This window comes from Glaciimonas immobilis (genome assembly GCF_011947285.1).
Lineage (GTDB): Bacteria > Pseudomonadota > Gammaproteobacteria > Burkholderiales > Burkholderiaceae_D > Glaciimonas > Glaciimonas immobilis.
Map to the genome: position 1 here is coordinate 23,862 of NZ_JAAOZT010000009.1, position 23,877 is coordinate 47,738.

At 55.5% G+C, this 23,877-nt stretch carries 22 protein-coding genes and 1 pseudogene; 16 read left to right on the top strand and 7 right to left on the bottom strand.

Features of this window, described 5'->3' with window-relative positions; genetic code table 11:
• Window positions 1-300 precede the first annotated feature (300 nt).
• The 12 genes and pseudogenes from HAV38_RS14395 to HAV38_RS14445 all read left to right on the top strand — a co-directional run bounded on the left by HAV38_RS14395 (window position 301) and on the right by HAV38_RS14445 (window position 11,938).
• Window positions 301-894: an ABC transporter ATP-binding protein gene (locus HAV38_RS14395; protein WP_245182380.1), complete on the top strand. Its 594-nt coding sequence runs from the start codon at window positions 301-303 to the stop codon at window positions 892-894.
• Window positions 895-959: 65 nt separating this feature from the next.
• Window positions 960-2,033 carry an MBL fold metallo-hydrolase gene (locus HAV38_RS14400; RefSeq protein ID WP_168056094.1) on the top strand — a complete coding sequence of 358 codons (1,074 nt, stop codon included), beginning with the start codon at window positions 960-962 and terminating at the stop codon, window positions 2,031-2,033.
• Between the two features lie 36 nt (window positions 2,034-2,069).
• Window positions 2,070-2,330 (top strand): annotated as a pseudogene (locus HAV38_RS14405) (antibiotic biosynthesis monooxygenase family protein).
• 448 nt (window positions 2,331-2,778) lie between these two features.
• Window positions 2,779-4,176, top strand: coding sequence for a branched-chain amino acid transporter BcaP (gene bcaP / locus HAV38_RS14410; protein ID WP_168056095.1), 1,398 nt, complete (start codon window positions 2,779-2,781; stop codon window positions 4,174-4,176).
• Window positions 4,177-4,600: 424 nt separating this feature from the next.
• Entirely contained in the window at window positions 4,601-5,269 is a 669-nt protein-coding gene (locus tag HAV38_RS14415; protein ID WP_245182381.1) for a sigma-70 family RNA polymerase sigma factor, read from the top strand.
• A 124-nt stretch (window positions 5,270-5,393) separates the two neighbouring features.
• Window positions 5,394-5,519 carry a hypothetical protein gene (locus tag HAV38_RS22125; protein WP_260326393.1) on the top strand — a complete coding sequence of 42 codons (126 nt, stop codon included), beginning with the start codon at window positions 5,394-5,396 and terminating at the stop codon, window positions 5,517-5,519.
• Between the two features lie 93 nt (window positions 5,520-5,612).
• Window positions 5,613-6,407: a bacteriorhodopsin-like gene (locus HAV38_RS14420; RefSeq protein ID WP_168056096.1), complete on the top strand. Its 795-nt coding sequence runs from the start codon at window positions 5,613-5,615 to the stop codon at window positions 6,405-6,407.
• Window positions 6,400-7,392 (top strand): polyprenyl synthetase family protein, encoded by a 993-nt coding sequence (locus HAV38_RS14425; RefSeq protein WP_168056097.1) that lies wholly within the window; start codon window positions 6,400-6,402, stop codon window positions 7,390-7,392. The genes HAV38_RS14420 and HAV38_RS14425 overlap by 8 nt, the downstream gene beginning before the upstream one ends.
• Window positions 7,389-8,900: a phytoene desaturase family protein gene (gene crtI, locus HAV38_RS14430; RefSeq protein ID WP_168056098.1), complete on the top strand. Its 1,512-nt coding sequence runs from the start codon at window positions 7,389-7,391 to the stop codon at window positions 8,898-8,900. Before HAV38_RS14425 ends, crtI begins: the two co-directional genes overlap by 4 nt.
• On the top strand, window positions 8,900-9,859 hold the full coding sequence (locus HAV38_RS14435) for a phytoene/squalene synthase family protein (protein WP_168056099.1): 960 nt from the start codon (window positions 8,900-8,902) through the stop codon (window positions 9,857-9,859). The genes crtI and HAV38_RS14435 overlap by 1 nt, the downstream gene beginning before the upstream one ends.
• Window positions 9,822-11,027, top strand: coding sequence for a lycopene cyclase family protein (locus HAV38_RS14440; RefSeq protein ID WP_209216748.1), 1,206 nt, complete (start codon window positions 9,822-9,824; stop codon window positions 11,025-11,027). The genes HAV38_RS14435 and HAV38_RS14440 overlap by 38 nt, the downstream gene beginning before the upstream one ends.
• Entirely contained in the window at window positions 11,024-11,938 is a 915-nt protein-coding gene (locus tag HAV38_RS14445; RefSeq protein ID WP_168056101.1) for a Brp/Blh family beta-carotene 15,15'-dioxygenase, read from the top strand. Before HAV38_RS14440 ends, HAV38_RS14445 begins: the two co-directional genes overlap by 4 nt.
• A 214-nt stretch (window positions 11,939-12,152) precedes the next feature.
• Here the strand turns inward: HAV38_RS14445 and HAV38_RS14450 are convergent, their stop codons facing one another.
• From HAV38_RS14450 to argS, 4 genes are all read right to left on the bottom strand, one after another.
• Entirely contained in the window at window positions 12,153-12,935 is a 783-nt protein-coding gene (locus HAV38_RS14450; protein ID WP_168056102.1) for an SDR family oxidoreductase, read from the bottom strand.
• 174 nt (window positions 12,936-13,109) lie between these two features.
• On the bottom strand, window positions 13,110-13,826 hold the full coding sequence (locus HAV38_RS14455) for a thiol:disulfide interchange protein DsbA/DsbL (protein WP_168056103.1): 717 nt from the start codon (window positions 13,824-13,826) through the stop codon (window positions 13,110-13,112).
• 291 nt (window positions 13,827-14,117) lie between these two features.
• Complete coding sequence (locus HAV38_RS14460) at window positions 14,118-14,828, bottom strand: SPOR domain-containing protein (RefSeq protein WP_168056104.1); 711 nt, start codon at window positions 14,826-14,828, stop codon at window positions 14,118-14,120.
• Between the two features lie 111 nt (window positions 14,829-14,939).
• The gene (gene argS, locus HAV38_RS14465; protein ID WP_168056105.1) at window positions 14,940-16,718 is read right to left on the bottom strand and encodes an arginine--tRNA ligase; all 1,779 of its coding nucleotides are present in this window, start codon (window positions 16,716-16,718) and stop codon (window positions 14,940-14,942) included.
• Between the two features lie 405 nt (window positions 16,719-17,123).
• Between argS and HAV38_RS14470 the strand changes: the two genes are divergently transcribed.
• Window positions 17,124-17,723: a nitroreductase family protein gene (locus HAV38_RS14470; RefSeq protein ID WP_168056106.1), complete on the top strand. Its 600-nt coding sequence runs from the start codon at window positions 17,124-17,126 to the stop codon at window positions 17,721-17,723.
• 39 nt (window positions 17,724-17,762) lie between these two features.
• Here the strand turns inward: HAV38_RS14470 and HAV38_RS14475 are convergent, their stop codons facing one another.
• On the bottom strand, window positions 17,763-18,662 hold the full coding sequence (locus tag HAV38_RS14475; RefSeq protein ID WP_168056107.1) for a DMT family transporter: 900 nt from the start codon (window positions 18,660-18,662) through the stop codon (window positions 17,763-17,765).
• A gap of 285 nt (window positions 18,663-18,947) precedes the next feature.
• Between HAV38_RS14475 and HAV38_RS14480 the strand changes: the two genes are divergently transcribed.
• Window positions 18,948-20,111: an MGDG synthase family glycosyltransferase gene (locus HAV38_RS14480; protein ID WP_168056108.1), complete on the top strand. Its 1,164-nt coding sequence runs from the start codon at window positions 18,948-18,950 to the stop codon at window positions 20,109-20,111.
• A gap of 16 nt (window positions 20,112-20,127) precedes the next feature.
• Window positions 20,128-20,682, top strand: coding sequence for a hypothetical protein (locus HAV38_RS14485; RefSeq protein ID WP_245182382.1), 555 nt, complete (start codon window positions 20,128-20,130; stop codon window positions 20,680-20,682).
• Between the two features lie 105 nt (window positions 20,683-20,787).
• Here HAV38_RS14485 and HAV38_RS14490 read toward each other — a convergent pair whose 3' ends face one another.
• Both HAV38_RS14490 and HAV38_RS14495 read right to left on the bottom strand, forming a co-directional pair.
• Window positions 20,788-21,072 (bottom strand): chorismate mutase, encoded by a 285-nt coding sequence (locus HAV38_RS14490; RefSeq protein WP_168056109.1) that lies wholly within the window; start codon window positions 21,070-21,072, stop codon window positions 20,788-20,790.
• A gap of 87 nt (window positions 21,073-21,159) precedes the next feature.
• The gene (locus HAV38_RS14495) at window positions 21,160-21,633 is read right to left on the bottom strand and encodes an SRPBCC family protein (protein ID WP_168056110.1); all 474 of its coding nucleotides are present in this window, start codon (window positions 21,631-21,633) and stop codon (window positions 21,160-21,162) included.
• Window positions 21,634-21,796: 163 nt separating this feature from the next.
• Between HAV38_RS14495 and HAV38_RS14500 the strand changes: the two genes are divergently transcribed.
• The gene (locus HAV38_RS14500) at window positions 21,797-23,860 is read left to right on the top strand and encodes a UvrD-helicase domain-containing protein (protein ID WP_168056111.1); all 2,064 of its coding nucleotides are present in this window, start codon (window positions 21,797-21,799) and stop codon (window positions 23,858-23,860) included.
• Window positions 23,861-23,877 lie beyond the last annotated feature (17 nt).

Sequence of the window (23,877 nt, forward strand, 5' to 3'; positions counted from 1 at the left end):
CCGAAATTTAATATGGTTTGATACACCATAAAGATTCACGGTTAAAATTTACCCTATAAATTGTCTGTTTATAGGTAACAAAAAAATTGACCACCAACCGTGGCAGTTGATATACAGAAGTTGAGGCGCGGGTTTAAGGCAAAACTTAAAATCGCCCTTACATCAATGCACCCGGCAATATCCAGGCGTTTGACAAACAGCGCGCCGTTTTTTTACAATGCCGCACATCCTTAATCTGAAAGAGGCCGACTTATCGACCATTCCATTATTCCCGCCACAACGATCCTGCAAGTCGATGGATTGACCTTCCGCTATCCGCACAATTTGCTGTTCACCGATTGGGCGATGCGTATTCCGCCGGGAGTCACATTAATCCGTGGTGGTGACGGCACTGGCAAAACATCCTTGTTGCGCCTTTTGGCCGGCGAGTTGCCTGCTGATGCGGGGAGATTGCAGATTAATGACATTGATTTAGCCGACGATCCGGCAGCTTATCGACGACAACTATTCTGGACCGATGCGCGATCAGAAGCTTTTGATCAGATGACACCAATCGCCTACTTCACCTCCATGAAGTTGCTCTACCCGGATTTTGACGAGACCCTTTTGACCGACTTGATCGAGGGTTTATCGCTGACGCCGCATCTGGAGAAGAATCTGTATATGCTATCGACTGGATCAAAGCGCAAAGTCTGGCTTGCTGCCGCGTTCGCTTCCGGTGCCGTAGTCACACTGCTGGACGATCCGTTTGCGGCACTCGATAAGGCGTCGATTAATTTTGTGATGCAGTTTTTAGATAAAATGGCCGGGCACGGTTCGCGCGCCTGGGTGGTATCGCACTATGACGCCCCCTGCTCCGCACCGCTGGCGGCGACGATAGATTTGGGTGACTGAGGGCGGCTTTGCAGGTTGAACCGATCAAGACAATGTGGACTGATCGCATAATAAGGATGCACTGAATGAATCCCCTCGAAGCCCAACTGGACTATGCATTTGCGGATACGTTACCCGACATCGGCCATACGCTGGATGTCGCCCCCGGCGTACGCTGGCTACGCATGGGCCTGCCATTTGCGCTGAATCACATCAACTTATGGCTGCTGAAAGATAGTATCGATACCCCGGACGGCGTCCAAAAAGGCTGGACGATCATTGATTGCGGGATTGCCAATGAGGCGACGCGCTCTGCATGGGAAAACATTTTTGCCACGCAACTGGAGGGCTTGCCGGTACTCCGCGTGCTGGTAACGCATTGTCATCCGGACCATATCGGTTCGGCGGACTGGATCTGTCAGCGCTGGCAGGCACCGTTATGGATGAGTACTGGCGAATATTTTTCGGCGCGGATGATGTCGGCTGGATTGCCCGGCGCTGATGGTAGCGCAATGCTGCCGCATTTTGAGATGCATGGCATGCGTGATCCCGAAATAATTGCGAAAGTCTCTCAGCGCAAATCGTATTATCCCGACATGGTTCCGGCGGTTCCACATGCGTACCACCGACTGGCGGATGGGCAGAGGTTGCGTATCGGTACGCATGAATGGCGGGTGATCACCGGCTTTGGTCACGCCCCCGAACATGTCGCGCTCTATTGCGCCGATCTGGAAGTGTTGATTGCGGGCGATATGGTGTTACCGCGGATTTCTACCAATGTGTCCGTGTTCGCTATCGAACCTGAGTCGAACCCGGTGCAACAATATCTCGATTCGCTCGAAAAATATCGTAATCTTCCCATTAACACCTTGGTATTGCCTTCCCACGGCAAGCCGTTCCGCGGCTTACATACGCGCATCGAGCAGCTTAATACGCATCATCAGGACCGACTGGCGGAGGTGGTGACGGCTTGCGCCACGCCGCGATCTGCCAGCGATATCGTGCCGATCATGTTCCCGCGAGCGCTGGACGCGCACCAGATGACGTTTGCGCTGGGTGAAGCATTGGCACATTTACATAAGCTGTGGTTTGACGGCGTGCTTACGCGGCGTCTGGATGCGGATAAAATTTATCGTTTTCAGACGCATTCGGCCTATTAAGGCTTAGGCAAGGTTAAAGCCCAAAAAGGTTGTGAGATGATTGCAGCGACGCCCGTTGCGCCGTATTACGCCGTTATATTCACCAGCCTAATATCCCCAGACGATCAGGAATACGACGCCATGGCGGACCGGATGGTATCCCTTGCAGCGCAACAACCGCGCTTTCTCGGTATCGGGTCTGCCCGCGAATCTGTGGGCATCACCGTTTCTTACTAGGCCTCGCTTGACGCTATTCATGCCTGGAAGGGCAACGCCGATCATCTGGTCGCACAAAAATTTGGCCGGACTAACTGGTAAGCCCAATATAAAGTCCGCATCGCACATATCGTGCGCGACTATGGCTTCAATGCCAACTGACCTCTATGTTTTGCGTCGGCAAACTGTCATAAAACGCGCAAAAGCTTTAACTTAATTTTTCTAGCATGCAATAGATGATCAGGGCGTGAGAGAATAAGATAAATATTTCTATGCGGAAATACTTATTCTTTTGATGCTCCTGCTTTGTCATTGCCAACGATGAAGCAGGCGAAGCCTCTCGCCGCGGTCTATTGCTCATCGTATCTCCAACCTGCCTTTTCCTATCCAGCATCTCACTCAACCCAGCGTCGCAAACTATCCGCACACCGCCTCCATGTCTGACGGTTGCTTCGGCGATGTTTTGTCCCGGGTTTTCGCCCCTCTACCAAACAGATCTCAAAATTATTGGGCAATTGAGACACCGTAATATCTTCACAGGAGAAGTTTCATGAGTTTATTTCGTACCAAGAATCTCGACCAGATGATTCTCGATAGTAAAAATAATACTAGCGGACTAAAGCGCACGCTCGGTCCCCTTGACCTGACCTTGCTGGGTATCGGTGCGATTGTCGGCACGGGTATATTTGTATTAACCGGCACTGGCGCGCTACTTGCCGGTCCCGGCTTACCGCTGGCGTTTATCCTGGCCGCCGTTGCCAGCGGACTTGCGGCATTGTGTTACGCCGAATTTTCTTCAACGGTACCGGTTTCGGGTTCGATCTATACCTATAGTTATGCCACCATGGGTGAGCTAATTGCGTGGATGATTGGATGGGACTTGCTGCTGGAATACGGGCTGGCCTCGGCGACAGTATCGGTCGGATGGTCCGGTTATTTCCAGTCGCTGTTGTCCGGATTTGGCCTCCATCTCCCCGCGCTGTTGAGTGCGGCCCCGGGCGCGGTACCCGGTGTCGAGACCTGGTTCAATCTGCCCGCGTTCATGATCATGATCGTTGTGACAGCCCTGCTATCCATCGGCGTGCGCGAGTCCGCACGTGCCAATAACATCATGGTATTTATTAAAATCAGCGTCGTCGTTTTGTTTATAGTGGTGGGTACCAACCATGTTAAGCCGGCCAACTGGGAACCGTTTTTACCCTTCGGCTATCAAGGCGTTTTCAATGCCGCAGCCATCGTATTTTTTGCGTTCATCGGATTTGATGCCTTAACGGCAGCGGCGGAAGAGGTCAAGCGCCCCTCCCGCGATTTGCCCATCGGCATTATCGCGTCGCTGACAATATGCACGATTTTGTATGTCATCGTCTCTGCCATCATGACCGGGATCGTCCCTTACGAGAAATTTCTGGGCGTCGATCATCCGATCTCGCTAGCCTTGCAATACGCTGGTGAAAACTGGGTCGCCGGGTTTATCGATCTGGGCGCAATTATCGGCATGACGACGGTGATTCTGGTCATGACTTACGCCCAGACCCGCATTGTGTTTGCGATGTCACGAGACGGATTGTTGCCGCAACGCCTGTCCAAGGTCCATCCCCGTTTTGCCACGCCATTTTTTAATACCTGGCTGGTGGGGATACTCGTTGCGCTGATCAGTGCGTTGGTGCCGTTGGGAGTGCTGGCGGAACTAGTGAATATTGGCACCTTGATGGCCTTCACGCTCATCTCGGCGGCGGTGTTGGTTTTTCGCCGGACGCGTCCCGATATCCATCGTCCGTTCCGTTGCCCGGGTGTCCCGTTCGTACCTCTTGCGGCGATTTTATTTTGTGTATTTTTGATGCTGCATCTGCAATTGCTGACGTGGATTGCGTTTGGCTGCTGGTTGCTGATTGGGTTGGTCGTGTATTTTGGTTATGCGCGGTCGCGGTCGTTGCTGCATCCGAAATAACTGCGCACATCGCCTGATGGCGTGACGTCTATCGGATTGGATGGGATGTAGATAAGGGCGTCGGTGCCTCAGGTATCGAACGCCCTTTTGTTAATTGTCTTGGTTAAAGCGGTCTAATAAAAACAGATAGCTGAACAGGCTAAAACTTCAACCACGCCCGCTTCCACTAAAGCGAGCATGAGCAGCCGGAGGTATGTCGGCTCCACGAGTCAATCCTGGAACACCAAAATTCCATTACTCGCGGGAAAGTAGTCCGCTCGCCTTCGTCACCAAAAAAGGCGGTTTTTGAACAACGCCCATAAATTGTTGCGTCAACATGAATAAGAAAAAGAGGTTATTATCAATTACATATTTTCAACAACAACACCAACATAAACATGTAAGTACTCAGCTCCACCCGACGCATTTACCGGAGGTAAATACGATGCTAACGCAGCCGAAGGCGCACCCGCGGCCCGAACTTTCCGAGATCGGAAAAATAGACGACTTGTTGATCCGGTGCGTTGGCGACGGCGACTTGCGCGCCTTTGAAGTGCTGGTGACGAAATACCAGCGCCGGGTGGCCGCGCTGATTAACGCCTCGGTGCGCAATGCCGCAGTGGCCGAGGAATTGACGCAGGAAGTGTTCCTGCGTGCTTATCGGAGCCTGCCCGGATTTCGTTTCGAAAGTGCATTCTCAACTTGGCTGTACGCGATAGCGCGCAATCTGACGGTGTCCTATTTCAGGGACGGCCAGATGCGCGCCGAAAACGCGATCCCGATGGATATGCTGACCGAAACGATGGCCCTGCAAGAAAACGCAAGCTGGGAAGGCTGCGTACCCGGCCCGGACGAGCACCTGTGCGGCGTGCAACTGGTGGCCAGCATTGAGCAGTCGGTTGCGAATCTGTCGCCGCGCATGCGCAGGGCCTTCCTGCTGCGCGAGTTTGATGACTTGAGTTATCAGGAAATTGCAGAGCAACTGATCATGCCGCTCAATACGGTCCGTTCACTTATTTTTCGGGCGCGTGCAACTATTGGCTCAGACATACGTCCATTACTGAGCAAAACCATTCCCATTAAGTCTTTTGAAATCGATACCAAGCAGCGATAGCACAAAACGTGTGCCACCGCCGCTCGCAAAGACATCAAAGATACCGCACTCCAAGCTGCAATCGAGTAACTCAATGCATCACCAAACTAGTTCGAGTCCCCGATGGCAGTGCAGATTGTAAAAAATGCGCTCCGGAGCAATTGTTTTCCTCACCGGCATTACACCGTACACCGCGGCGATCATGCGCTTCATCGCCGTGGTCGACGCCGAGCGTACTGCCGAATGTAGTACTAAAAGAGCGCGCGCATGAGGGCTTTGATACAGGCTGGCGGATCTGCACTGGATCCGTCTTACATTCAGACCACAGCAATCAACTAGCTAAATCACCATTATTGGAGTTTACGTGGATGCAATTACTGTTGGACAGTTCGAACTGGTGTACAACGCATTTTCATTTGCTATTGCCGTCATGGGGGCGGCAACAATTTTCTTTTTCCTGGGCCGTTCACAAGTGGCAGCGCCCTACAAGACTGCAATCACTGTTACTGGTCTGGTGACATTGATTGCAGCCTATCACTACGTGCGTATTTTCTCATCGTGGGAAGCTTCCTATACCGTTCTGGCAGGGCAAGTCACTGCCACCGGCGTCAAATTCAACGATGCCTACCGCTACGTCGATTGGCTGCTGACGGTGCCGCTGCTATTAATCGAACTGATCCTCGTGATGCGCTTGCCACAGGCTGAAACCGTGGCAAAAGGAACGAAGCTGGGCCTGCTGGCGGTGCTGATGGTCGTGCTCGGCTACCCGGGTGAAATTTCCGGCCTGTCCGGCACGCGCTGGCTTTGGTGGTCGCTAGCCATGATCCCGTTCCTACTCATTGTCTTTGACCTGTTTGTCGGTTTGAAAAAATCGATTGCCTCACAGCCGCAATCGGTGCGCGGCCTGGTCAGCGCCGCACGCTGGCTGACGGTCGTATCATGGTGTTTCTATCCGGTCGTGTTCGTGTTCCCGATGATCGGCTTCACTGGCAGCGCTGCCACCACGGCCGTTCAGATCGGCTACACGGTCGCTGACATCGTGGCCAAAGCGGTGTTCGGTGTTCTGGTCTACATGATCGCGGTACGCAAGTCTGGCGCCGACGTGGATACCGCCGTGCTCGCCCCGGGACGCAAGCTCGCCGCTGACGCGCATGCTTAAAAGTTGCGATATTGATCCGTCCGGGCCGTTGGCCCCGGCGGAATTTCCTCGTAGCCGGAGCAAAACCATGTACGCGCAAGCAGCCTCACCATCTCATCAGGTTTTTATTCCAGCGCCTTCCATTGCCGCTTCGACGGCTACTTTCGAGCGCCTGCTGGACGCCATCGAACGCAATTTGTTGCGCTGCGCCACCTCTCAAGAACAGAGCACGCGCTCCAACGCAGACACTGCCGTTGCCTATCATTTGCGCAGCGGGGGCCAGCGCATACGCGCCCGCCTGGCGATCCACGCCGGGCTGCGCCTGTATCTGGCATTTGGCGACATCGTGGCCCTGGCGACGACAGCAGAACTACTGCACAACGCCTCCCTCATTCACGACGACTTGCAAGACCGCGATACGCTGCGACATGGCGTGGCCACCGTCTGGTCGGCGTTTGGTGATAGCACCGCGATCTGCGCTGGCGATTTGATGCTGGCCGCGGCTTACGGCGCCCTTGGAGAGTTCACCCATGTAGCCCTCCTGCCGGCGTTGCTGAATCTGACAATGGCGCGCATTGCCAAAGCAATCCACGGTCAATGCATGGATTTGGCCGGTCCGGTCCGCAACGACATTGCCAGCTACGAAGCGATGGCGATGGCCAAGTCGGGCGCATTGCTCAGCTTGCCGACGGAACTCGCATTGCTCGCTGGCGGCCGCGCCGATGGCCTTGCCAGCGCCCGGCGCGCTGCCGAAAGCTTCGCCGTCGGATACCAGATCATCGACGACATCGATGACATCGGTATCGATTCCAATCCGCTGAAGATCGCGCGCTCGTTCAACATCGTGTTGCTTCTGCAAGCAGGCGGGCAAGTGGGCGCCCGCGCCGCCGCAGTCCGACTCGCGCAGCAGCATTTCGAGCGGGCCGCCGCCGCAGCCAGCGAGCTGCCGGACGGTACCGGTGTTTTGCTCACGACGCTGATATGGCGTCTGGCACAGCGCCTATGAATGACGCTATTACGCATGATGGCACACACGCCATCGTCATCGGCGCTGGCTTTGGCGGCATTGCCGCAGCGCTCAGGCTGCGCGCCAAGGGCTATCGGGTCACGTTGCTCGAACGCGGCGGCGCGCTAGGCGGACGGGCCCAGATGTTCGAGCGCGACGGCTTCCGGCATGACGCCGGGCCGACCGTCATTACAGCGCCGTTCCTGTTCGAAGAATTGTTCGCTCTCTTCGGCGAGCGCCTGTCCGACCATCTGACGCTGGTGCCGCTCACACCATGGTATCGCTTCCGTTTTGCCGACGGCGACACGTTCGACTACGGCGGCACGCTCGGGCAGACCATGGCCGAGATCGCTCGCATCGAGCCGCGCGACTGCGCCGGCTACCTGGCCTTGCTCGCCCATTCGAAACGTATCTTTGCGGTCGGCTTCACCGAACTGTCGGCCCAGCCGTTCGACCGCCTGTTGACCATGCTGCGGCAAATCCCGCGCTTGATCGGGCTGGGCAGTTATCAGACCGTGTGGACTCTGGTGTCGCGGTATCTGTCTAGCCCGAAACTGCGCCAGGCGTTTTCGATCCAGCCGCTGCTGGTCGGTGGCAATCCCTTCAATACCACTAGCATCTATGGTCTGATCCATTTTCTGGAGCGCGCCTACGGGGTCCATTTTGCGATGGGCGGCACCGGCGCGATCACGGCGGCGCTGGGGCAACTGATGCAGCGCCAGGGTATCCTGGTTCAGCTCAACAGTACCGTCGCATCGATCCGCGTCGAACAAGGCAACGCCACCGGCGTGCAGCTTGAAGGCGGCGCAGTGCTCGACGCAGACCTAGTGGTGTCTAATGCGGACGCGGCGCATTTGTATGGGGCCATGCTAAAGCCGCGCCAGCAAGCGCTGTCGGCGCGTTTGAAGCTGGCCGCGGCGCATTATTCGATGGGACTGTTCGTGCTCTACTTCGGCACCACGCGCACGTATCCCGACGTCGCGCACCACACCATTTCAATGGGCGAGCGGTACCGGGAGCTACTAAAGGACATTTTCGAGCGTAAGGTGCTGGCTGACGATTTTTCGCTATACCTGCACCGGCCAACCGCGACCGACCCGAGCTTCGCGCCGCCCGGCTGCGACAGTTTCTATGTGCTGTGCCCGGTGCCTAACCTGCAAGGTGGCATCAACTGGAGTGAGCAAGGACCGCTGCTGCGCGACCGGATCGTCGCCGCGCTCGATGCCACTTTGCTACCAGGACTACAGCATAGCATCACCGCCGATTTTTTTAAGACTCCGGAAGACTTCAAGCACGATTACCTAAGCGTGCATGGTTCCGGGTTTTCGGTTGCGCCGCTGTTTCGGCAATCGGCCTGGTTCCGCTTCCATAACCGCGCCGAAGGTATTCAGAACCTTTACCTGACCGGCGCCGGTACCCATCCCGGCGCTGGTTTGCCGGGCGTGCTCTGCTCAGCCAAGGTCGTTGATGCCCTGATTCCACCCGCCGGCGTGGCGGCGACACCCTGATGCTAACGCCAACCCCAGCCAAACAGTGCGCGCTGGCCAACGCCAGCCACGCGCTACGCTCTAAGGGGCGCAGCTTCTACTGGGCTGGCCACCTGCTCAGCAAGTTGCATGCCGCGCGCGCGACGCGCCTGTACGGATTTTGCCGGCATGTCGACGACCTGGCCGACGAAGCAACGTCGGTCGAAGATGCGCAGCACGCTCTGGCCATGCTCAGCGCAGATATTGGTGCCGGCCGCTCGGACGACCCGGCGACGCGCGACGTGCTCGACCTGATGGCCGAATGCCGGATCGAAGTGGCGCTGATGCTTGAATTAATCCGGGGCGTCGCCTCGGATCTGGAGCCGGTGCGCATCGCCGACGACGACGCCCTGCTGCGCTACTGCTACCGCGTAGCCGGTACGGTCGGACTGATGATGTGCCAAGTACTCGACGTGCGAGACGAGGCGGCGCTGCGCCACGCGCTCGACCTCGGCATTGGTATGCAACTGACCAATATTTGCCGCGATGTCAGCGAAGATGCGCGCGCCGGAAGGCGCTACCTGCCCGCCTCTCGGATCGGCGCACTGGCGCCGCAGCAGCTGATTGATCCAGCCGCGTCGTTGCAAGCGCACCTGCGCTGCTGCGTAGCCGAGTTGCTTGAGCAGGCCGACGCCTATTACCGCAGCGGCGAGCAGGGCTTACCCTACTTGCCACTGCGCGCGCGCGCCGCCATTTTGGTCGCGGCACGCCTGTACCGGGCTATCGGCGTGCATCTGCAGCGCATCGACTATGCGTTCTGGCGAGGGCGCGCGGTAGTCCCGGCGCGCACCAAAGCAGCGCTGACGCTGCATGCTCTGCTCACCTCTTCGCTAACGCCGGGCTTTTGGCGGAGTAAGCGGGAGCACGACACAGCATTGCACAGCGCTTTTTCTGACCTGCCTCATGCGCTACCGCGCGACGAACGCCCGCATGGCCGCTGATTTCGACCTCATTATTCTCGGCGGCGGTTGTGCTGGCCTGAGCCTGGCGCTGCACCTGGCCGCGCTCGGTGAGCACTGTCCGCGTACGCTAATCATCGAAGCGCGCCACGCTTATGCCAACGACCGTACCTGGTGTTTCTGGGGCGAGCCAGCAGCGCCGCTGCGCCACCTGGTGCAGCAGCGCTGGAATGCACTGACGGTGCAAACCGATTCCGGTCAAGTCCAGGTCGACTGCGCCGCCACGCCATACCAAAGGATCAGCGCCAGCGCGTTCTACGCCGAGGCGCTGGAAGTAATCGCACGCACTGGGGCCATCACGCTGCTGCTCGGCGAGTTTCTCGACGGCGCGCCGCGTAAGGCTGACAGGGTCTGGCATGTCGCGTGCAGGGATCGCGCCTACCGGGCTGCGCTGGTCATCGATACCCGCGCCGGTTTGGCACCGCGTAAAGGCACCGCCACACTCTGGCAGTCGTTCTATGGCCAGGAAATTGCTTGCGCGGATGCGCTGTTCGATCCGGCTTGCGTGACGCTGATGGATTTTCGCGGCACCGACCCGGCGCGCATCCTGTTCACCTATGTGCTGCCGCTATCGACGCACCACGCGCTGGTCGAGGTGACACAATTCGGGCCGGTACCACTAGGACCGCAGCAACTCACCTCAGAGCTCGCACTGGCGATTGCCACGCGCACCGGCGGTGCTGCATGCGAGGTGCTACGCTGCGAGCACGGCATACTGCCGATGGGCTTGCCAGCGTCCGTCGCCCAACCCGACCCAACCTATGTGCGCGCTGGCATACTGCAAGGGGCAGCACGCCCGGCGACCGGCTACGCATTCCAACGCATCCAGCGTTGGGCCGAGCGCTGCGCCAGCCAGTTCGGCGAGGGTATGTTGCCGCTTGGACACGCAGCCGACCCGCCACTGCTGCGCACGTTCGACGCCCTGTTTCTGTCGCTACTGCACGCCCGGCCGAGCATCGCACCGACGCTTTTTTTGCGCCTGTTTGAGGCCGTTGACAGCGCCTGCCTGACCCGCTTCCTGAACGATCAGGGTACCCTGCTTGATTACGCACGCATCGTTGCCGCGCTGCCTGCGCGTCCTTTCCTGCGCCATCTTCCGGTCGCGCTCAAAGAGCTGACTACGCGCCGCCCTGCGGTGCTGCCCGCATGACGGCGCTGCGTATCCAGGGCCTGCTGTTTTGCGCCATCGCCATCGGGGTTGCCGCCACCACCACCGCCGGTGTCGCGCTCGCGCCCGACGGCGCGGCGGGCCTGCTACTGGCCGCGCCGATTCTTCTGCTCGGGGTGCCGCATGGCGCGCTCGACACGGTGTTCGCCGAGGAACTGCACGGTGTACATGGGCTGCGTGGCTGGTTTCGCTTCGCGCTGGCCTACCTGGGTGCAGCGCTGCTGGTGCTGTTGGCGTGGCAATATGCACCACAACTATCGCTGGCCGGCTTCCTGCTGCTGTCAGCGCTACACTTTTCGGGCGACCTTGCACCCGGCACCCGGTTCATGGCGCGTCTGCTGTATGGCGGTGCATTCATCCTGCTGCCAGCGCTATTGCATGCCAGCGAGATGGCGCGCCTCTTTGCATTTCTAGTGTCACCTCAGGGCGCTGCTGCGCTGGCTGGCGTTTTACACGAACTCAGCGGGCCGTGGCTGCTGGCAACTGCGGTGGCAGCAGCATGTCAAAAACGCACCCATTGGCTGACCGGCGTTGAAATGGCGGCAGCGGCGGCACTGGCGCTGCTGGCGCCGCCGCTATTGGCATTCGCCGTATTTTTTTGCATCATGCACAGCGCCCGCCACATCGTGCGCACCTGGCACTATGTGGGAGCGCGAGCGGAATCGGCGACGCGGCTTGGCCGGGCCGCCCTGCTGCCCATGCTTGGCACGCTCGTCCTTGGCGGCACTGCCGCATACTGGATGCGCGCGCAGCCAATCGAGGCGGGCCTAATGCGATTGCTGTTTGTCGGGCTGGCCGCGCTGACGGTGCCGCATATGGCACTGGTTGAACAGGCACGCTGGTCCGGCTGGATCAACCGACGCGCTGCGGGACCCGGCTGCGCAGAAGCGTAAGCGGTCTGTCAGCCAGGTTACTTGCGGCAAAAAAACTGTATGCAGGTGCCTGTTCAGCTACCCGTAAATTCCAAGGCAGCAGCGCCTCACAGTCGTCGGCGGTGTTGCCATAAGGCAGTACCGTGAACCGTGCTATGGGATATTGAAATGCGTCAATATTCGCGGCTTTGCAATTTCAATCAACGAATACAGATTGGCGCTGTAGACCTTCGGCTCAAGGCTTCTTCCGGGCCTTATGCGGCGCTTTGGCGAATACTGCGTCGTAAAGCCAGTTGGGTAATATTCGCAGCAATTTTGCTACCAGTCCCATTTGCCAGGGGATTACCTGATAGCTGCTGCCACGTTTGATTGCGGCGCTGGCTTTGGTTGCAAAATCTGCGGCTGGCATTAAAAATGGCATTTTGTAGCGATTTATCTGGGTCATCGGCGTGTCGATATATCCCGGCACCAGCGTGACAACGTTGATGCCGCTGGCGCGCAATTCTACCCGTAGGGACTCGCAATAACTCATCACTGCCGATTTTGAGCCGCTGTAAGCGCCTGCTCCCGGCAGACCGCGGATGCCGGCAACACTTCCGATACCGACCAGACGGCAATCGCGCTGACCGGCTTGTGCTTGTTGCTTCATCTTGGCGATGAAGGGACTGAAAGTCGCAACGGTGGCGAGCATGTTGGTGGCGAATACTGCTTCAAAGGCTTTCTGGTCTTCGGAAAATTCGGTCAATGTTCCTTGTGAAATACCTGCGCTGGCAATCACCACATCAATGCCTTTGCCCTCTGCGATAAAATCCGCGGCAGCGATGCGCAATGCCTCGTGATCATTGACGTCCAGTACGTACAAAAAATGACGTTCAGGATGGGGTAATTGATCGCGCAATTGCTGCAATGGCGCGTGGCGGCGACCAACCAATCCTAACGAGGCACCCTGTGCGGCGTATTGGCGAGCCAGCGCTGCGCCGATACCGCTCGAAGCACCGGTAATGAAAATACGTTGCATAATTTTCTCAATAAAAAAGTCCGCCCTCACCGAAAGGGAGGCACGGACTGTCTCACAACTTTGCGGAACCTGTTCACGATCTTACTGCGCTGACGTGATTTGATGCCAAATGGTGCTCAAAATCCTCATGGTTTCAGAACCATGAAGATTGCTTACAACCGGTATCAACCAAAGTTATTTTTTCTTAGCCTGGACTGGCGGCGCTTCTGCTTTGCTTTTTTCGGCATTGGCTTTAGCGATCAGTGCGTCAACCACTTGCAATGTCGCAGAAAACAATACGGGTTCTGTAACGTTACCCATCGTGGTGCCGACGATTGAGGGGGCCGTCAGGAACCGACCGTCGATTGCGATCATTGGTACACCGTCAATCTTGTAAGCATTTTGTAGTTGTGTTGCGCGCATCGCCTTGGATTGAACGCCGAAAGAGTTGTACACCTCGGTGAACTTGGCCTTGTCAATTCCTTGTTTAACCGCAAAATCAAGGATCGATGCATCCGTATCCAGGCGCTGACGCTGGATATGGATCGCGTCGAATACTTTCTTATGCACTGCCGGTACCAAACCCATTACTTCAAGGGTGTAATACAGTTTTTGCTGTGGCAAAAAGCGCTGATCAAAAGAAACCGGTACGCGTTTGAATACGATCTTATCGCCTTGCCTGGCAGCCCATTGTTCGATTGTCGGTTCTAGCGCTGAGCAATGCGGACAGCTGTACCAGAAGAATTCGGTCACTTCGATTTTTTTGCCGGAATCGGTAGATTGCGCGGTGTCTAATAACTTGTAATCGGAGCCGGCGACCGGGTTGGCGGGAGAGGCGCTGGCCGATGAGGTAACAAAACCGAGAGCAAGACTAAGGCCGGCGATGGCAAATGCACGTTGCAAAAAACGCATGGGATTTCCTTATTCAAGTAAAAGACAATGCGTCATTCCTGCATCAGGAATGACGCTAAGAACCTGCTCACGAGCTGACTGCGCGAACGAGATTTGATGTTAGACGGCGCTCAAAACCCTCATGGTCTCCAGACCATTCCGGTTTCTCCGCGCCGTTTATCACCAACTGACGCCCGCTCGTTGCAGATCGCAAACAGGTTCTACCAGATGGTACTGCAACTTTTGCGCTGATCGCCACGCCCTCATGGCCGGATTGATAACGGCACGAGGACCATGCCGCATCCACACTATTTATTTTGCCGATCGCACCACTGCAGTGCTGATGCCACTATCAGACAACTTACTGCGCATACGGTTCATTGCCTCTAAACTATTAAATGCACCGATACGCACCCGATACAACGATCCATTGTCGGATGGTCGTTCGCTGACACGCGCTTCGAAACCCTGCAAGGCCAGTTTGGCGCGTGCACTTTCTGCTTCTGCCTGCTCGCGGAAAGCACCGATTTGAAGATAATAGATCCAATGGTCGCCCGCACTATCGGACTTGGCGGCAGCAATGTCAGAGGCGGCCTTTTTGGCTTTATCAGAGGTGGATTTATCAATAACCGGCGCTTTGGCTTCGTGCTGCTTTTCTAATATCTTCTGCCCAATCAGGTCGGGCGCAGCCGGTGCGACGGGTGCGGCGGGCGCAACAGCCGGCGGTGCGGGCCGCTCCGGCACTACCGCTGGCGGCGCCACGGGCGCTGCGGCGATAGCTGGCGTGGAGGCCTGACCGCGATTGCCGTACAACGGCTTATTAGGATCCGACAGTTGTTCCGGCGTGGTGATGACGTCAGACGGTTTTTCTACTTTCGTGCCTTTATTGGTGAAAGGGGTCGGCGTCTTAGTAATCATGATCGCCACGACCACCGCAATCGCCAATCCCACGATAAGGCCCAGAATCAGACCTAGAAACGTTCCGCCACTTTGCTTGTTTTTGCGTTTGCTTGATTTGCTCATACTTCTTGTTCCCTCTTACCAACGATTGGTTGCACTATGCGATGCAGCTGTGCCCCTGATTCATGTTCAACATTTTAATCCAACGTTAAAAGCTGAATCAGCTTTAACACCTTAATCCTGCCCGGCGATCTGCGCTACCACTTCGATCGGATCGCGCTGCATACGATTAGGGGCCGAAATACCAATCAATGCCATGCCATTACGCAACACCTGACGCGTGGCGACCATTAACGCCAGACGCGCCAATTTAAGCTGATTATCATCCACCAGTACGCGTTCGGCATTGTAGTAGCTATGTAGCTCGCCAGCCAGATCACGCAAATAAAACGCCACCTGATGAGGGCCGAGCTCTTCCAGCGCATGTTCCAGCATATCCGGATAAGCCGCCAGCTTGGCCATCAATGAGGCCTCGCGCGGGGCGCTCAGGAGACTCAGATCGACTTCGCCGAGTGTCGCTTTATCGCCATCCCACTGCGCCAGCACCGAACAAATCCGTGCATGCGCCATCTGAACGTAATACACCGGGTTTTCATCCGACTGCGACAACGCCAGATCGACATCAAACACAAATTCGGTATCGGCCTTGCGTGAAATCAGGAAGAAACGGACAGCGTCACGACCACGCGTCAGGTCGCGCGAACCGTCCGCCGCTACAGCGTCACCAGCCGACCATTCGATCAGATCGCGTACGGTGACGTACGAACCGGCGCGCTTGGAAATCTTCACTTCCTCGCCGTTTTTCATGACGGTCACCATCTTGTGCAAGACGTAATCCGGGTAACCTTGCGGAATCCCCACGTTGACCGCTTGCAAACCCGCTCTAACGCGTGCGATGGTGCCGTGGTGATCGCTGCCCTGCACGTTGATGACTTTACCGAATCCACGTTGCCATTTAACAATATGGTAGGCAACATCCGGCACAAAATAAGTGTAGGTACCGTCGCCTTTTTTCATCACGCGGTCTTTGTCATCGCCATAATCGGTGGTGCGTAACCATAACGCGCCGTCCAGCTCATAGGTCTTGTCGGCGGCGATTAACGCTTCAACCGCGCTGTTGACCTTGCCGTCCTTGTACAACGACGATTCGAGGTAATAATTATCGAACTTGACGCCAAACGCTAATAGGTCGAGATCTTGCTCGCGCCGTAGATAGGTGACCGCAAATTGCCGGATCGATTCAAAATCTTCCATGTCACCACTAGCGGTGGCTGGTGCGCCATCGCTGGCCTCGACGGTCTTTTTGTCCAGAAAATCGCGGGCAATATCGGCAATGTAATCGCCGTTGTAGGCCGATTCTGGCCATGCGGTATCGCCGGGCTTGAAGCCTTTGGCACGGGCCTGTACCGAGGTTGCCAGCGTCGCGATCTGTACCCCGGCATCATTGTAATAAAACTCACGCGTGACTTCATATCCCTGCGTCTGGAACAGGGACGACATCGCATCGCCTAGCGCACCCTGGCGCCCGTGACCTACGTGCAATGGGCCGGTTGGATTGGCGGAGACAAACTCGACCAGTACTTTTTGTCCTTCGCCGATATTACTTTTGCCAAACGCCGCCCCTTGCTGCAGTACAACCTTGACGACCTCCTGCTTGGCGGCGGCAGTCAGACGCAAGTTGATAAACCCTGGGCCGGCGATTTCCGCCGCAGCAATCAAATTAACGTGCGCAGGGTCAGCCATTACAGCGGTAACCAGACTTTGCGCCAGTTCACGCGGATTTTTTTTCAGCGCTTTAGCCAATTGCATGGCGATATTGCAGGCGATATCGCCATGCGCCGGGTCCCGGGGACGCTCCAGCGTGACGGTCGGATGCAGGTCGGTGCCAGCGATAATGGGCTGCAACGCGGCGCTAAAGAGGTCAATAATGTGGTGTTTTTGTTGCGCAAGCATTGAATTTCCGTCCAGTGGGTCGGCCAGCCGACCAAAATAATATGATTTGTGGCTACGAATCAATTTGCATTAGCTCCGCGCCTAAGTCTGCCGATTATACCGGCTTAGCGGCCTACTTCCCCGTAGTCGCAATCTGTAAGCCCCTCAAGTGCACGGAAAAAACCTGACAAATATCTGTGGGTTGATGAAATCTGGTGCGTTTTGCAGGCATCAAAAACTGCTGCTAAGATACCTCGCTATCAAGCACCGTTGCTCTTGATTGCTACCTTACTTGACACCTTGTTTGCCACCTTATTTGCCAAATTAACCGCGTTTTCAGCATCTGCGTAGCGACCGGTTGCTGAATCAGTTAAACGGTTGGGCCGCTGTGCAATTTATATTTCATCACCATTAACAGGAGTACCTATGTCCGATTCAAACCCGCGCGTCACCGACCATCCCATTGATCCACAATTCGTCAATCGCTGGTCCCCACGGGCCTACGCCAGCGATGAAATAACAGAACAGGAACTGTTCTCGATCCTGGAAGCTGCACGCTGGGCACCGTCATCCTACAATTCGCAACCCTGGCGGTTTGTGTTTGCCCGTCGCGGCACCCCGCATTGGACAAAATTACTCGGATTGCTGAACGACTTTAATCGTAGCTGGGCCGAAAACGCTTCGGCACTGGTGGTTGTGCTGTCCAAAACGACCTTCGCAGCGCCCGGTTCTGCTGACGAAAAGCCAGCGCCGACCCACTCGTTCGACGCCGGTTCGGCATGGGGTTACCTGGCATTGCAAGCGAGTCTGTCGGGCTGGCATGCACATGGCATGGCCGGTTTCGATAAAGAAAAAACGCGCACCGAACTGGCGATTCCAGACAATATCGCCATCGAAGCAGTGATTGCGATCGGTAAAATCGGCGACAAAGCGATGTTACCAGCTGGACTGCAAGAAAAAGAAAAACCTAGCCCACGCTTGCCGCTTACGTCGTTAGTGTCCGAAGGGACGTTTAAGGCGTCCTAAACCACGCAAAGGCAACCCAAACCCACGGCAGAGACAATTTTAGCTCTGCCGCAGGTTTACCATCACAATACCCGCCAGCACCAATGCGGCCCCTATCGCAAACGGCCAGCCTACCGGATCGTCCAGCAATAGCACGCCAAATCCGACCCCGAATAGCGGCGTCAAAAATGAAAACACCGTTAAACGCGATGCAAGATAGCGCCGCAGCATCCAGAACCACGTCAAAAAGCTGACAAACGCGATCACTACTGTTTGAAAAAATAAGCTTAACCAAGTCACATCTGTCATTCGTCCAATCGATGCCTGTCCTGTGGCGAGGGCAAACCCTAGCAACAATACAGTTGCCATGCCGAGTTGGTATAGCAAGGTTTTGCTAGGCGCAGCGGTCGACAGGCAGGTAGTTTTGATAACAATTATAGTGACAGCCCAAAATAGCGCCGCCAATAAACCCAGAACGTCGCCTGACAGACTCGCGCGTGTAGCATCGCCATCAAAAAATCCCGCCGCCAGCGCGATGACAATTCCGACAAACGCCAACAGCACGCCCAGCCACTGGATGAGCCGTAACCGTTCGCCCGGCACAAGCCAATGCAATGCCAATACGGTGAAGATGGGCGCGCTATACAGAAACACCGACATATGCGAGGCGGTGGTGTAATTCAAGCCGATAGAGACGCATAAAAATTCACCGGCAAATAACACCCCGGCCACCATTCCCGGCCACAAGGTGCCATCGCTTAACGAAAATTCGGTTCTGTGCCAAAGCATGAATACACAGACCAGCAACGCCGCAGCGCCCGAGCGCAGGGCAATCTGCAAGGTGGATGGCATGATCGGCAATGCTACTTTGACTGCGACCTGCTGCAAACCCCAGCAAATACACAGTAAAAGCATCAAACCGACGGCTAAAGCGTCTAATGGTTTATGGGAGGTGGACATATTTAATTCCTGCAATCAAAGGAATTGTCGCGCATGGTACCGGGCGTGACCGTGTACGGATTGCAGATTTTATGACTGTTCATATTCATGTTTTATTCCGTTTTATATTTCATTTCATCCTCCTGACACATACGGCAGGTAAGCTGCAACAAGGCGACGACTAGCCTAGCCCAGGGCAAAGACCAATATAATATCTGATAGCCGGAGTTAACTATAAATAGCACTACGTACGCGACCAAAAGACGAAAGATACTCTTGTTAAGCGTTTCAGCAGGTGCTGGCCACATGCGTGCAGCGGAGGCTCTTAAAGCTTATGCGGCCGAGTATCCCTGCACCGACGTGGCCCATTGGGATGCCATGGATCATGTGTCTGCTGGTTTCCGGGCAATCTATACTGACTTCTATCTTCATTTGGTAAATCGCCATCCGGCAGTATGGGGCTACGTCTACCAAAAAAGCGACAACGCCGATCCAGATGCAACGATGCAAAAATTGCGTCGCACGATGGAACGCGTCAGCACGCGCAAATTACGCGCGGCCATTAACCAATACGCACCCGATGCAATTATATGCACCCATTTTTTGCCTGCGGAGATGCTAGCACGAGAAATTACTAACGACCGCCTGGGTTGTCCCGTGTGGGTGCAGGTAACCGATTTTGATCTGCATAGCATGTGGCTGCAACCTCGAATTCAAGGCTATTTTGCGGCCAGCGCAGAGGTGGCTTTTAGAATGCAGGCCAAAGGGATTCCCGCTGCGTCGACTTTTGTGACGGGGATTCCTGTGATGCCCGTTTTTTCGCAGACGCTGGAGCGGGCGCGCTGCGCGGCGACATTCGGGCTCAATCCTGCACGACCGATTATTTTGCTGATGTCTGGCGGCGCGGGCATTGGCGATCTCGATAAAACAGTGCAAAGTTTGCTGGCCATGCAGCGTGGAGTGGAGGGTGGAGTGGAGGGTGCCAGCTGCGATTTTCAAGTGGTGGCGCTAGCTGGTAAAAATTCGGATTTACTGAGTAATCTCCAGCAATTAGCCGCCGCGCATCCTACACGGCTGAAGGCACTGGGTTTTAGCAATCAAGTCGCGCAGTTAATGGCTTGTGCTGATCTGGTCATTACCAAACCGGGGGGGCTGACGACATCCGAATGCCTGGCAATGGGAGTGCCGATGATTATCCATTCACCAATACCGGGCCAGGAAGAACGCAATGCGGATTATTTGCTGGAGCAGGGCGCGGCACTCAAAGCCATTGACCTGACCGCGCTCAGCTATCGCCTGCAAATGCTGCTGCAACATCCAACATTGCTGGCGCAATTACGCACCCGTTGCCTTGCGCTCGGTCGTCCGCATGCTGGACGCACGGTGTTGGAAATCGTTTTCAAGCATCTTGATGCGCACTACGCCACGCCTGCCTCCATCGACCAACCTGTCTATTCGGAGGTGCAATAATCATGCAGCTGAACCGATGCAATTAAACCAATCCCGCCGTTTGATAGGCATGCTGGTCTGGACCACGCTGCTCGCGTATTTTTTCGCTAACGTAGAAATCCAGATTGAAGGCGGTGCCGGTTGGGCTGCCAATCTCCCTACCTGGCGCATTGAGCATCACTGGCTACTCGATATATTTTGGGGCGGCCGTGCTATGACCGGCTATCACGCGTGGGTTTTTCCTTTCATCGCGCTGGTGTTTCATTATCCGATCTGGTGCACCGGTCACTGGGACTGGCGCATAGAAGGTCGGATTATGGCCTCGATTATGGTGTTCTGGATTGCCGAGGACTGGTTCTGGTTTGTGATTAATCCAGCCTACGGCCTTGGTCGCTTCAATCCGATTGATGTGCCGTGGCACAAGCATTGGCTCGGGCCGGTACCCGTGGACTATTGGATGTTTTCAGCGGTGGCGCTAACGCTGCTATGGTTGGCGGAGCGCAAGGGCGGTGGACGAGCGGACGCAGGGTCAGGTGCGACGTCGATAAATATAAAACGACTTCCTGCCGCAGCCCTCAAAAATTGGCGATAGCGCGGTGAGCCGACGCGGATGCAGGGGCGCTAATCCCTTGCGCTCTCGTTGCACCATCACCGCGCCCACTTATTGCAGACAGTGATTGGATCAGTTCAGGCCGCCTTATACTTCCCGATGCTTTTGAACAACGGTCTTTAACAAGGACTGGAAAAAGTTCTCAACTATATCCGGATCCACGCCGGAGTCAGCCGCCAGTTTGCGCACTTTTTCAATTTGCAAACGCTCGCGATCCGGGTCGCGCGCGTCCAGGCCGACTTCTTTTTTTAATACGCCGACTTGCGCCGTTAGTCCAAAGCGTTGGCCTAACAGTCGCACCAGCTCAGCATCCACAATATCAATTTGTTCACGTAATGCTAATAATTGCGGATTCGTTATGCTATTTCTCATGAAACCTCTCACATTCTGCAAAATGGCAGGCCCTGTTGCCTGCCATTGTTAAAACTAATATTAATCACCGAACCAAAACCGCACAACTCAATTCAGGCCATCAGCGTCGGCTAACTCACGAATGACGCGTATTGTGTCGATATCGGAGGCGACATACGCCGAGCGACGAAATTCGTCGACCATCTCGACATCTGGCGTCATTTCAGCATCAGTAGCATCGTCAGAATACGAAAACCGTACATATAACGCGTCCGGCTGCGGCTGTTCTATGGTCATGGTCAAGCTTGATCCACCTAGATTCTCCTGCGCTGGCACTTGATACCGCACTTGTAATTGCGGCAAGTAAGTCACAATATCGCGAATCACAATCTTGCCATAACGCAGTTCGCGCGTGACGGTTTCCACATTCTTTTCCAGAATCTGGCAGGCATCCAGATGCGCAACAAATAACATTGGGTTTTCTGCACGCAATACCAGACCGCGCCACAGCTGGGCGGAAGTCAGGGGATCGATCAGCGGATTGAGCGGATCGTTGATTTCAATTAGATGGGTAAATTTCATAAAGACTCGGTCAAAAAGAGGATGCCAACGGCGATGGGCGAATTCTCCCACAATATATGGTCGTAAGTGGATACGCTACGTATCTATCGCAGTTGTATGCTGGCAACGGCATGGATTGTCCAGACTGTTAAAATAGACCGCTTTGCTTCTGTCTGGTTCACCCATGTCGTCAACTCCCAATTTTGGTCTCAATGCCCCGCAACGCGAAGCCGTCAAATACATGGACGGCCCGTGCCTTGTGCTGGCGGGTGCTGGCTCGGGCAAGACGCGGGTGATTACGCAAAAAATCGCGCATCTGATCGAAGATTGCGGTTATGAACCGCGCCACATCGCTGCGCTGACTTTTACCAATAAGGCCGCAAGCGAGATGCAGGAGCGCATCGCCAAGTTGCTAAAAGAACCAAAGCAGGCCAAGCACATCACCGTTAGCACTTTTCATTCGCTGGGCGTAAAAATATTGCGACAAGAAGCCCGCGAGATAGGATTGAAGGACCGCTTTTCGATCATGGACAGCGATGATTGCTTCTCAATTGTGCAAGATCTGGCGATTACTACTGACAAGCAACTAATCCGCCGCATTCAGACCGCGATGTCGCTATGGAAGAACGGCTTGATCGAGCCACAACAAGCAATCGAACAAGCGGTTACCGAAGACGAAGCGCAGGCCGCACGTATTTACCTGAGTTATGTAGCAACACTGAAGGCTTATCAGGCCGTGGATTTCGACGACCTGATCCGGTTTCCCGTGGAGTTGTTTCGCACTAACGAAGTCGTACGCGATAAATGGCAGCGGCGTTTGCGCTATCTACTCGTTGATGAATATCAGGATACCAATACTTGTCAGTACGAATTGGTTAAATTACTGGTGACCGGCGTCGGCAAAAAACCGATGTTTACCGCCGTTGGGGATGACGATCAGGCGATTTACGCCTGGCGCGGCGCCACGATTGAGAATCTGAAAACGCTACAGGTTGATTTCCCTGATCTCAAAGTCATTAAGCTCGAACAAAATTACCGCTCCTCGACCCGGATTTTGCAGGCCGCCAACGCGGTCATCGGCAACAATCCCAAGATGTTCGAGAAGTCGCTCTGGTCCGACCATGGCCTAGGTGATCCGATCAAAGTAATGGGAATGGAGGACGACGAGAAGGAAGCCGAACAGGTTGCTATTATGCTATCGGCCCATCGCTTTGAGCGGCGCGCCAAATATGCAGACTACGCCATTCTGTATCGCGGCAATCACCAGGCCCGGATTTTTGAAAAGGCGCTGCGACGCGAGCGCATTCCGTATGTCATGTCGGGCGGCCAGAGTTTTTTTGACAAGGCCGAGATTAAAGACATCATCAGCTATCTGCGCCTGATTGCGAACGAAGACGACGATCCGGCCTTTATTCGCGCCATTACTACGCCTAAGCGCGGGGTTGGTCAGGCGACGCTGGAAATACTTGGCACCGTGGCGGGACAATGGCAGTGCTCATTGTTTGAGGCCGTATTTAAAGGCGGGATTGACGCCAAGCTGTCCGACCGGCAACTCTATCCGTTGCGTCAGTTCGGCAATTTCATCAATCAGCTGGAAGCCCGCGCCAGCCGCATCGGCCCGGCAGGCAGCGGTGAGAACGCCGCTGCTGTCCTCGACGATATGATGAAAGAAATCAATTACGAGGCGTATCTGTACGATGGCTTTGATGACCGCCAAGCGCAGAGCAAATGGCAAAATGTGCTCGATTTCACCAACTGGCTGAAGGAAAAAGGCACCGGCGGCAAAGATGGCACCGGCGAAGAAAAAAACTTGCTGGAACTGACGCAAATGGTAGCCTTGATGTCCATGCTGGATGGTCGCGACGAAGAACCCGACGCAGTGCGCATGTCCACGCTGCACGCGTCCAAAGGGCTGGAATATCCACACGTATTCCTGATCGGCGTCGAAGAGGGCATCTTGCCGCATAAAGGCGATCCTGACGCGCCGATTGAGGTCATCGCTGCACGCATTGAGGAGGAGCGGCGTCTGATGTACGTTGGCATCACGCGGGCGCAGCGTAGCCTGCATGTCAGCTGGTGCAAAAAACGCAAGCGCGCTGGGGACAGCGTACATTGCGACATGTCGCGCTTTATTAAAGAAATGAAGCTGGACGAGGGCGATGCGGTGCCAACCGAAGCAGAGCAGATTACGCCGCAAAACCGACTGGCAAATTTAAAAGCGTTATTGCAAAAGCCGCGTGTAGCGTGAGATGATGGCTTTAACCT

Coding starts and splice junctions, on each gene's coding strand:
- HAV38_RS14490 (WP_168056109.1), bottom strand. CDS start 21,072: ATGAGAAATAGCATAACGAATCCGCAATTATTAGCATTACGTGAACAA.
- argS (WP_168056105.1), bottom strand. CDS start 16,718: ATGCTTGCGCAACAAAAACACCACATTATTGACCTCTTTAGCGCCGCG.
- crtI (WP_168056098.1), top strand. CDS start 7,389: ATGAATGACGCTATTACGCATGATGGCACACACGCCATCGTCATCGGC.
- HAV38_RS14485 (WP_245182382.1), top strand. CDS start 20,128: ATGCAATTAAACCAATCCCGCCGTTTGATAGGCATGCTGGTCTGGACC.
- HAV38_RS22125 (WP_260326393.1), top strand. CDS start 5,394: ATGCGCTCCGGAGCAATTGTTTTCCTCACCGGCATTACACCGTACACC.
- HAV38_RS14435 (WP_168056099.1), top strand. CDS start 8,900: ATGCTAACGCCAACCCCAGCCAAACAGTGCGCGCTGGCCAACGCCAGC.
- HAV38_RS14400 (WP_168056094.1), top strand. CDS start 960: ATGAATCCCCTCGAAGCCCAACTGGACTATGCATTTGCGGATACGTTA.
- HAV38_RS14455 (WP_168056103.1), bottom strand. CDS start 13,826: ATGCGTTTTTTGCAACGTGCATTTGCCATCGCCGGCCTTAGTCTTGCT.
- HAV38_RS14500 (WP_168056111.1), top strand. CDS start 21,797: ATGTCGTCAACTCCCAATTTTGGTCTCAATGCCCCGCAACGCGAAGCC.
- HAV38_RS14495 (WP_168056110.1), bottom strand. CDS start 21,633: ATGAAATTTACCCATCTAATTGAAATCAACGATCCGCTCAATCCGCTG.
- HAV38_RS14470 (WP_168056106.1), top strand. CDS start 17,124: ATGTCCGATTCAAACCCGCGCGTCACCGACCATCCCATTGATCCACAA.
- HAV38_RS14450 (WP_168056102.1), bottom strand. CDS start 12,935: ATGCAACGTATTTTCATTACCGGTGCTTCGAGCGGTATCGGCGCAGCG.
- HAV38_RS14445 (WP_168056101.1), top strand. CDS start 11,024: ATGACGGCGCTGCGTATCCAGGGCCTGCTGTTTTGCGCCATCGCCATC.
- HAV38_RS14475 (WP_168056107.1), bottom strand. CDS start 18,662: ATGTCCACCTCCCATAAACCATTAGACGCTTTAGCCGTCGGTTTGATG.
- HAV38_RS14415 (WP_245182381.1), top strand. CDS start 4,601: ATGCTAACGCAGCCGAAGGCGCACCCGCGGCCCGAACTTTCCGAGATC.
- HAV38_RS14440 (WP_209216748.1), top strand. CDS start 9,822: ATGCGCTACCGCGCGACGAACGCCCGCATGGCCGCTGATTTCGACCTC.
- HAV38_RS14480 (WP_168056108.1), top strand. CDS start 18,948: ATGCGTGCAGCGGAGGCTCTTAAAGCTTATGCGGCCGAGTATCCCTGC.
- HAV38_RS14460 (WP_168056104.1), bottom strand. CDS start 14,828: ATGAGCAAATCAAGCAAACGCAAAAACAAGCAAAGTGGCGGAACGTTT.
- bcaP (WP_168056095.1), top strand. CDS start 2,779: ATGAGTTTATTTCGTACCAAGAATCTCGACCAGATGATTCTCGATAGT.
- HAV38_RS14425 (WP_168056097.1), top strand. CDS start 6,400: ATGCTTAAAAGTTGCGATATTGATCCGTCCGGGCCGTTGGCCCCGGCG.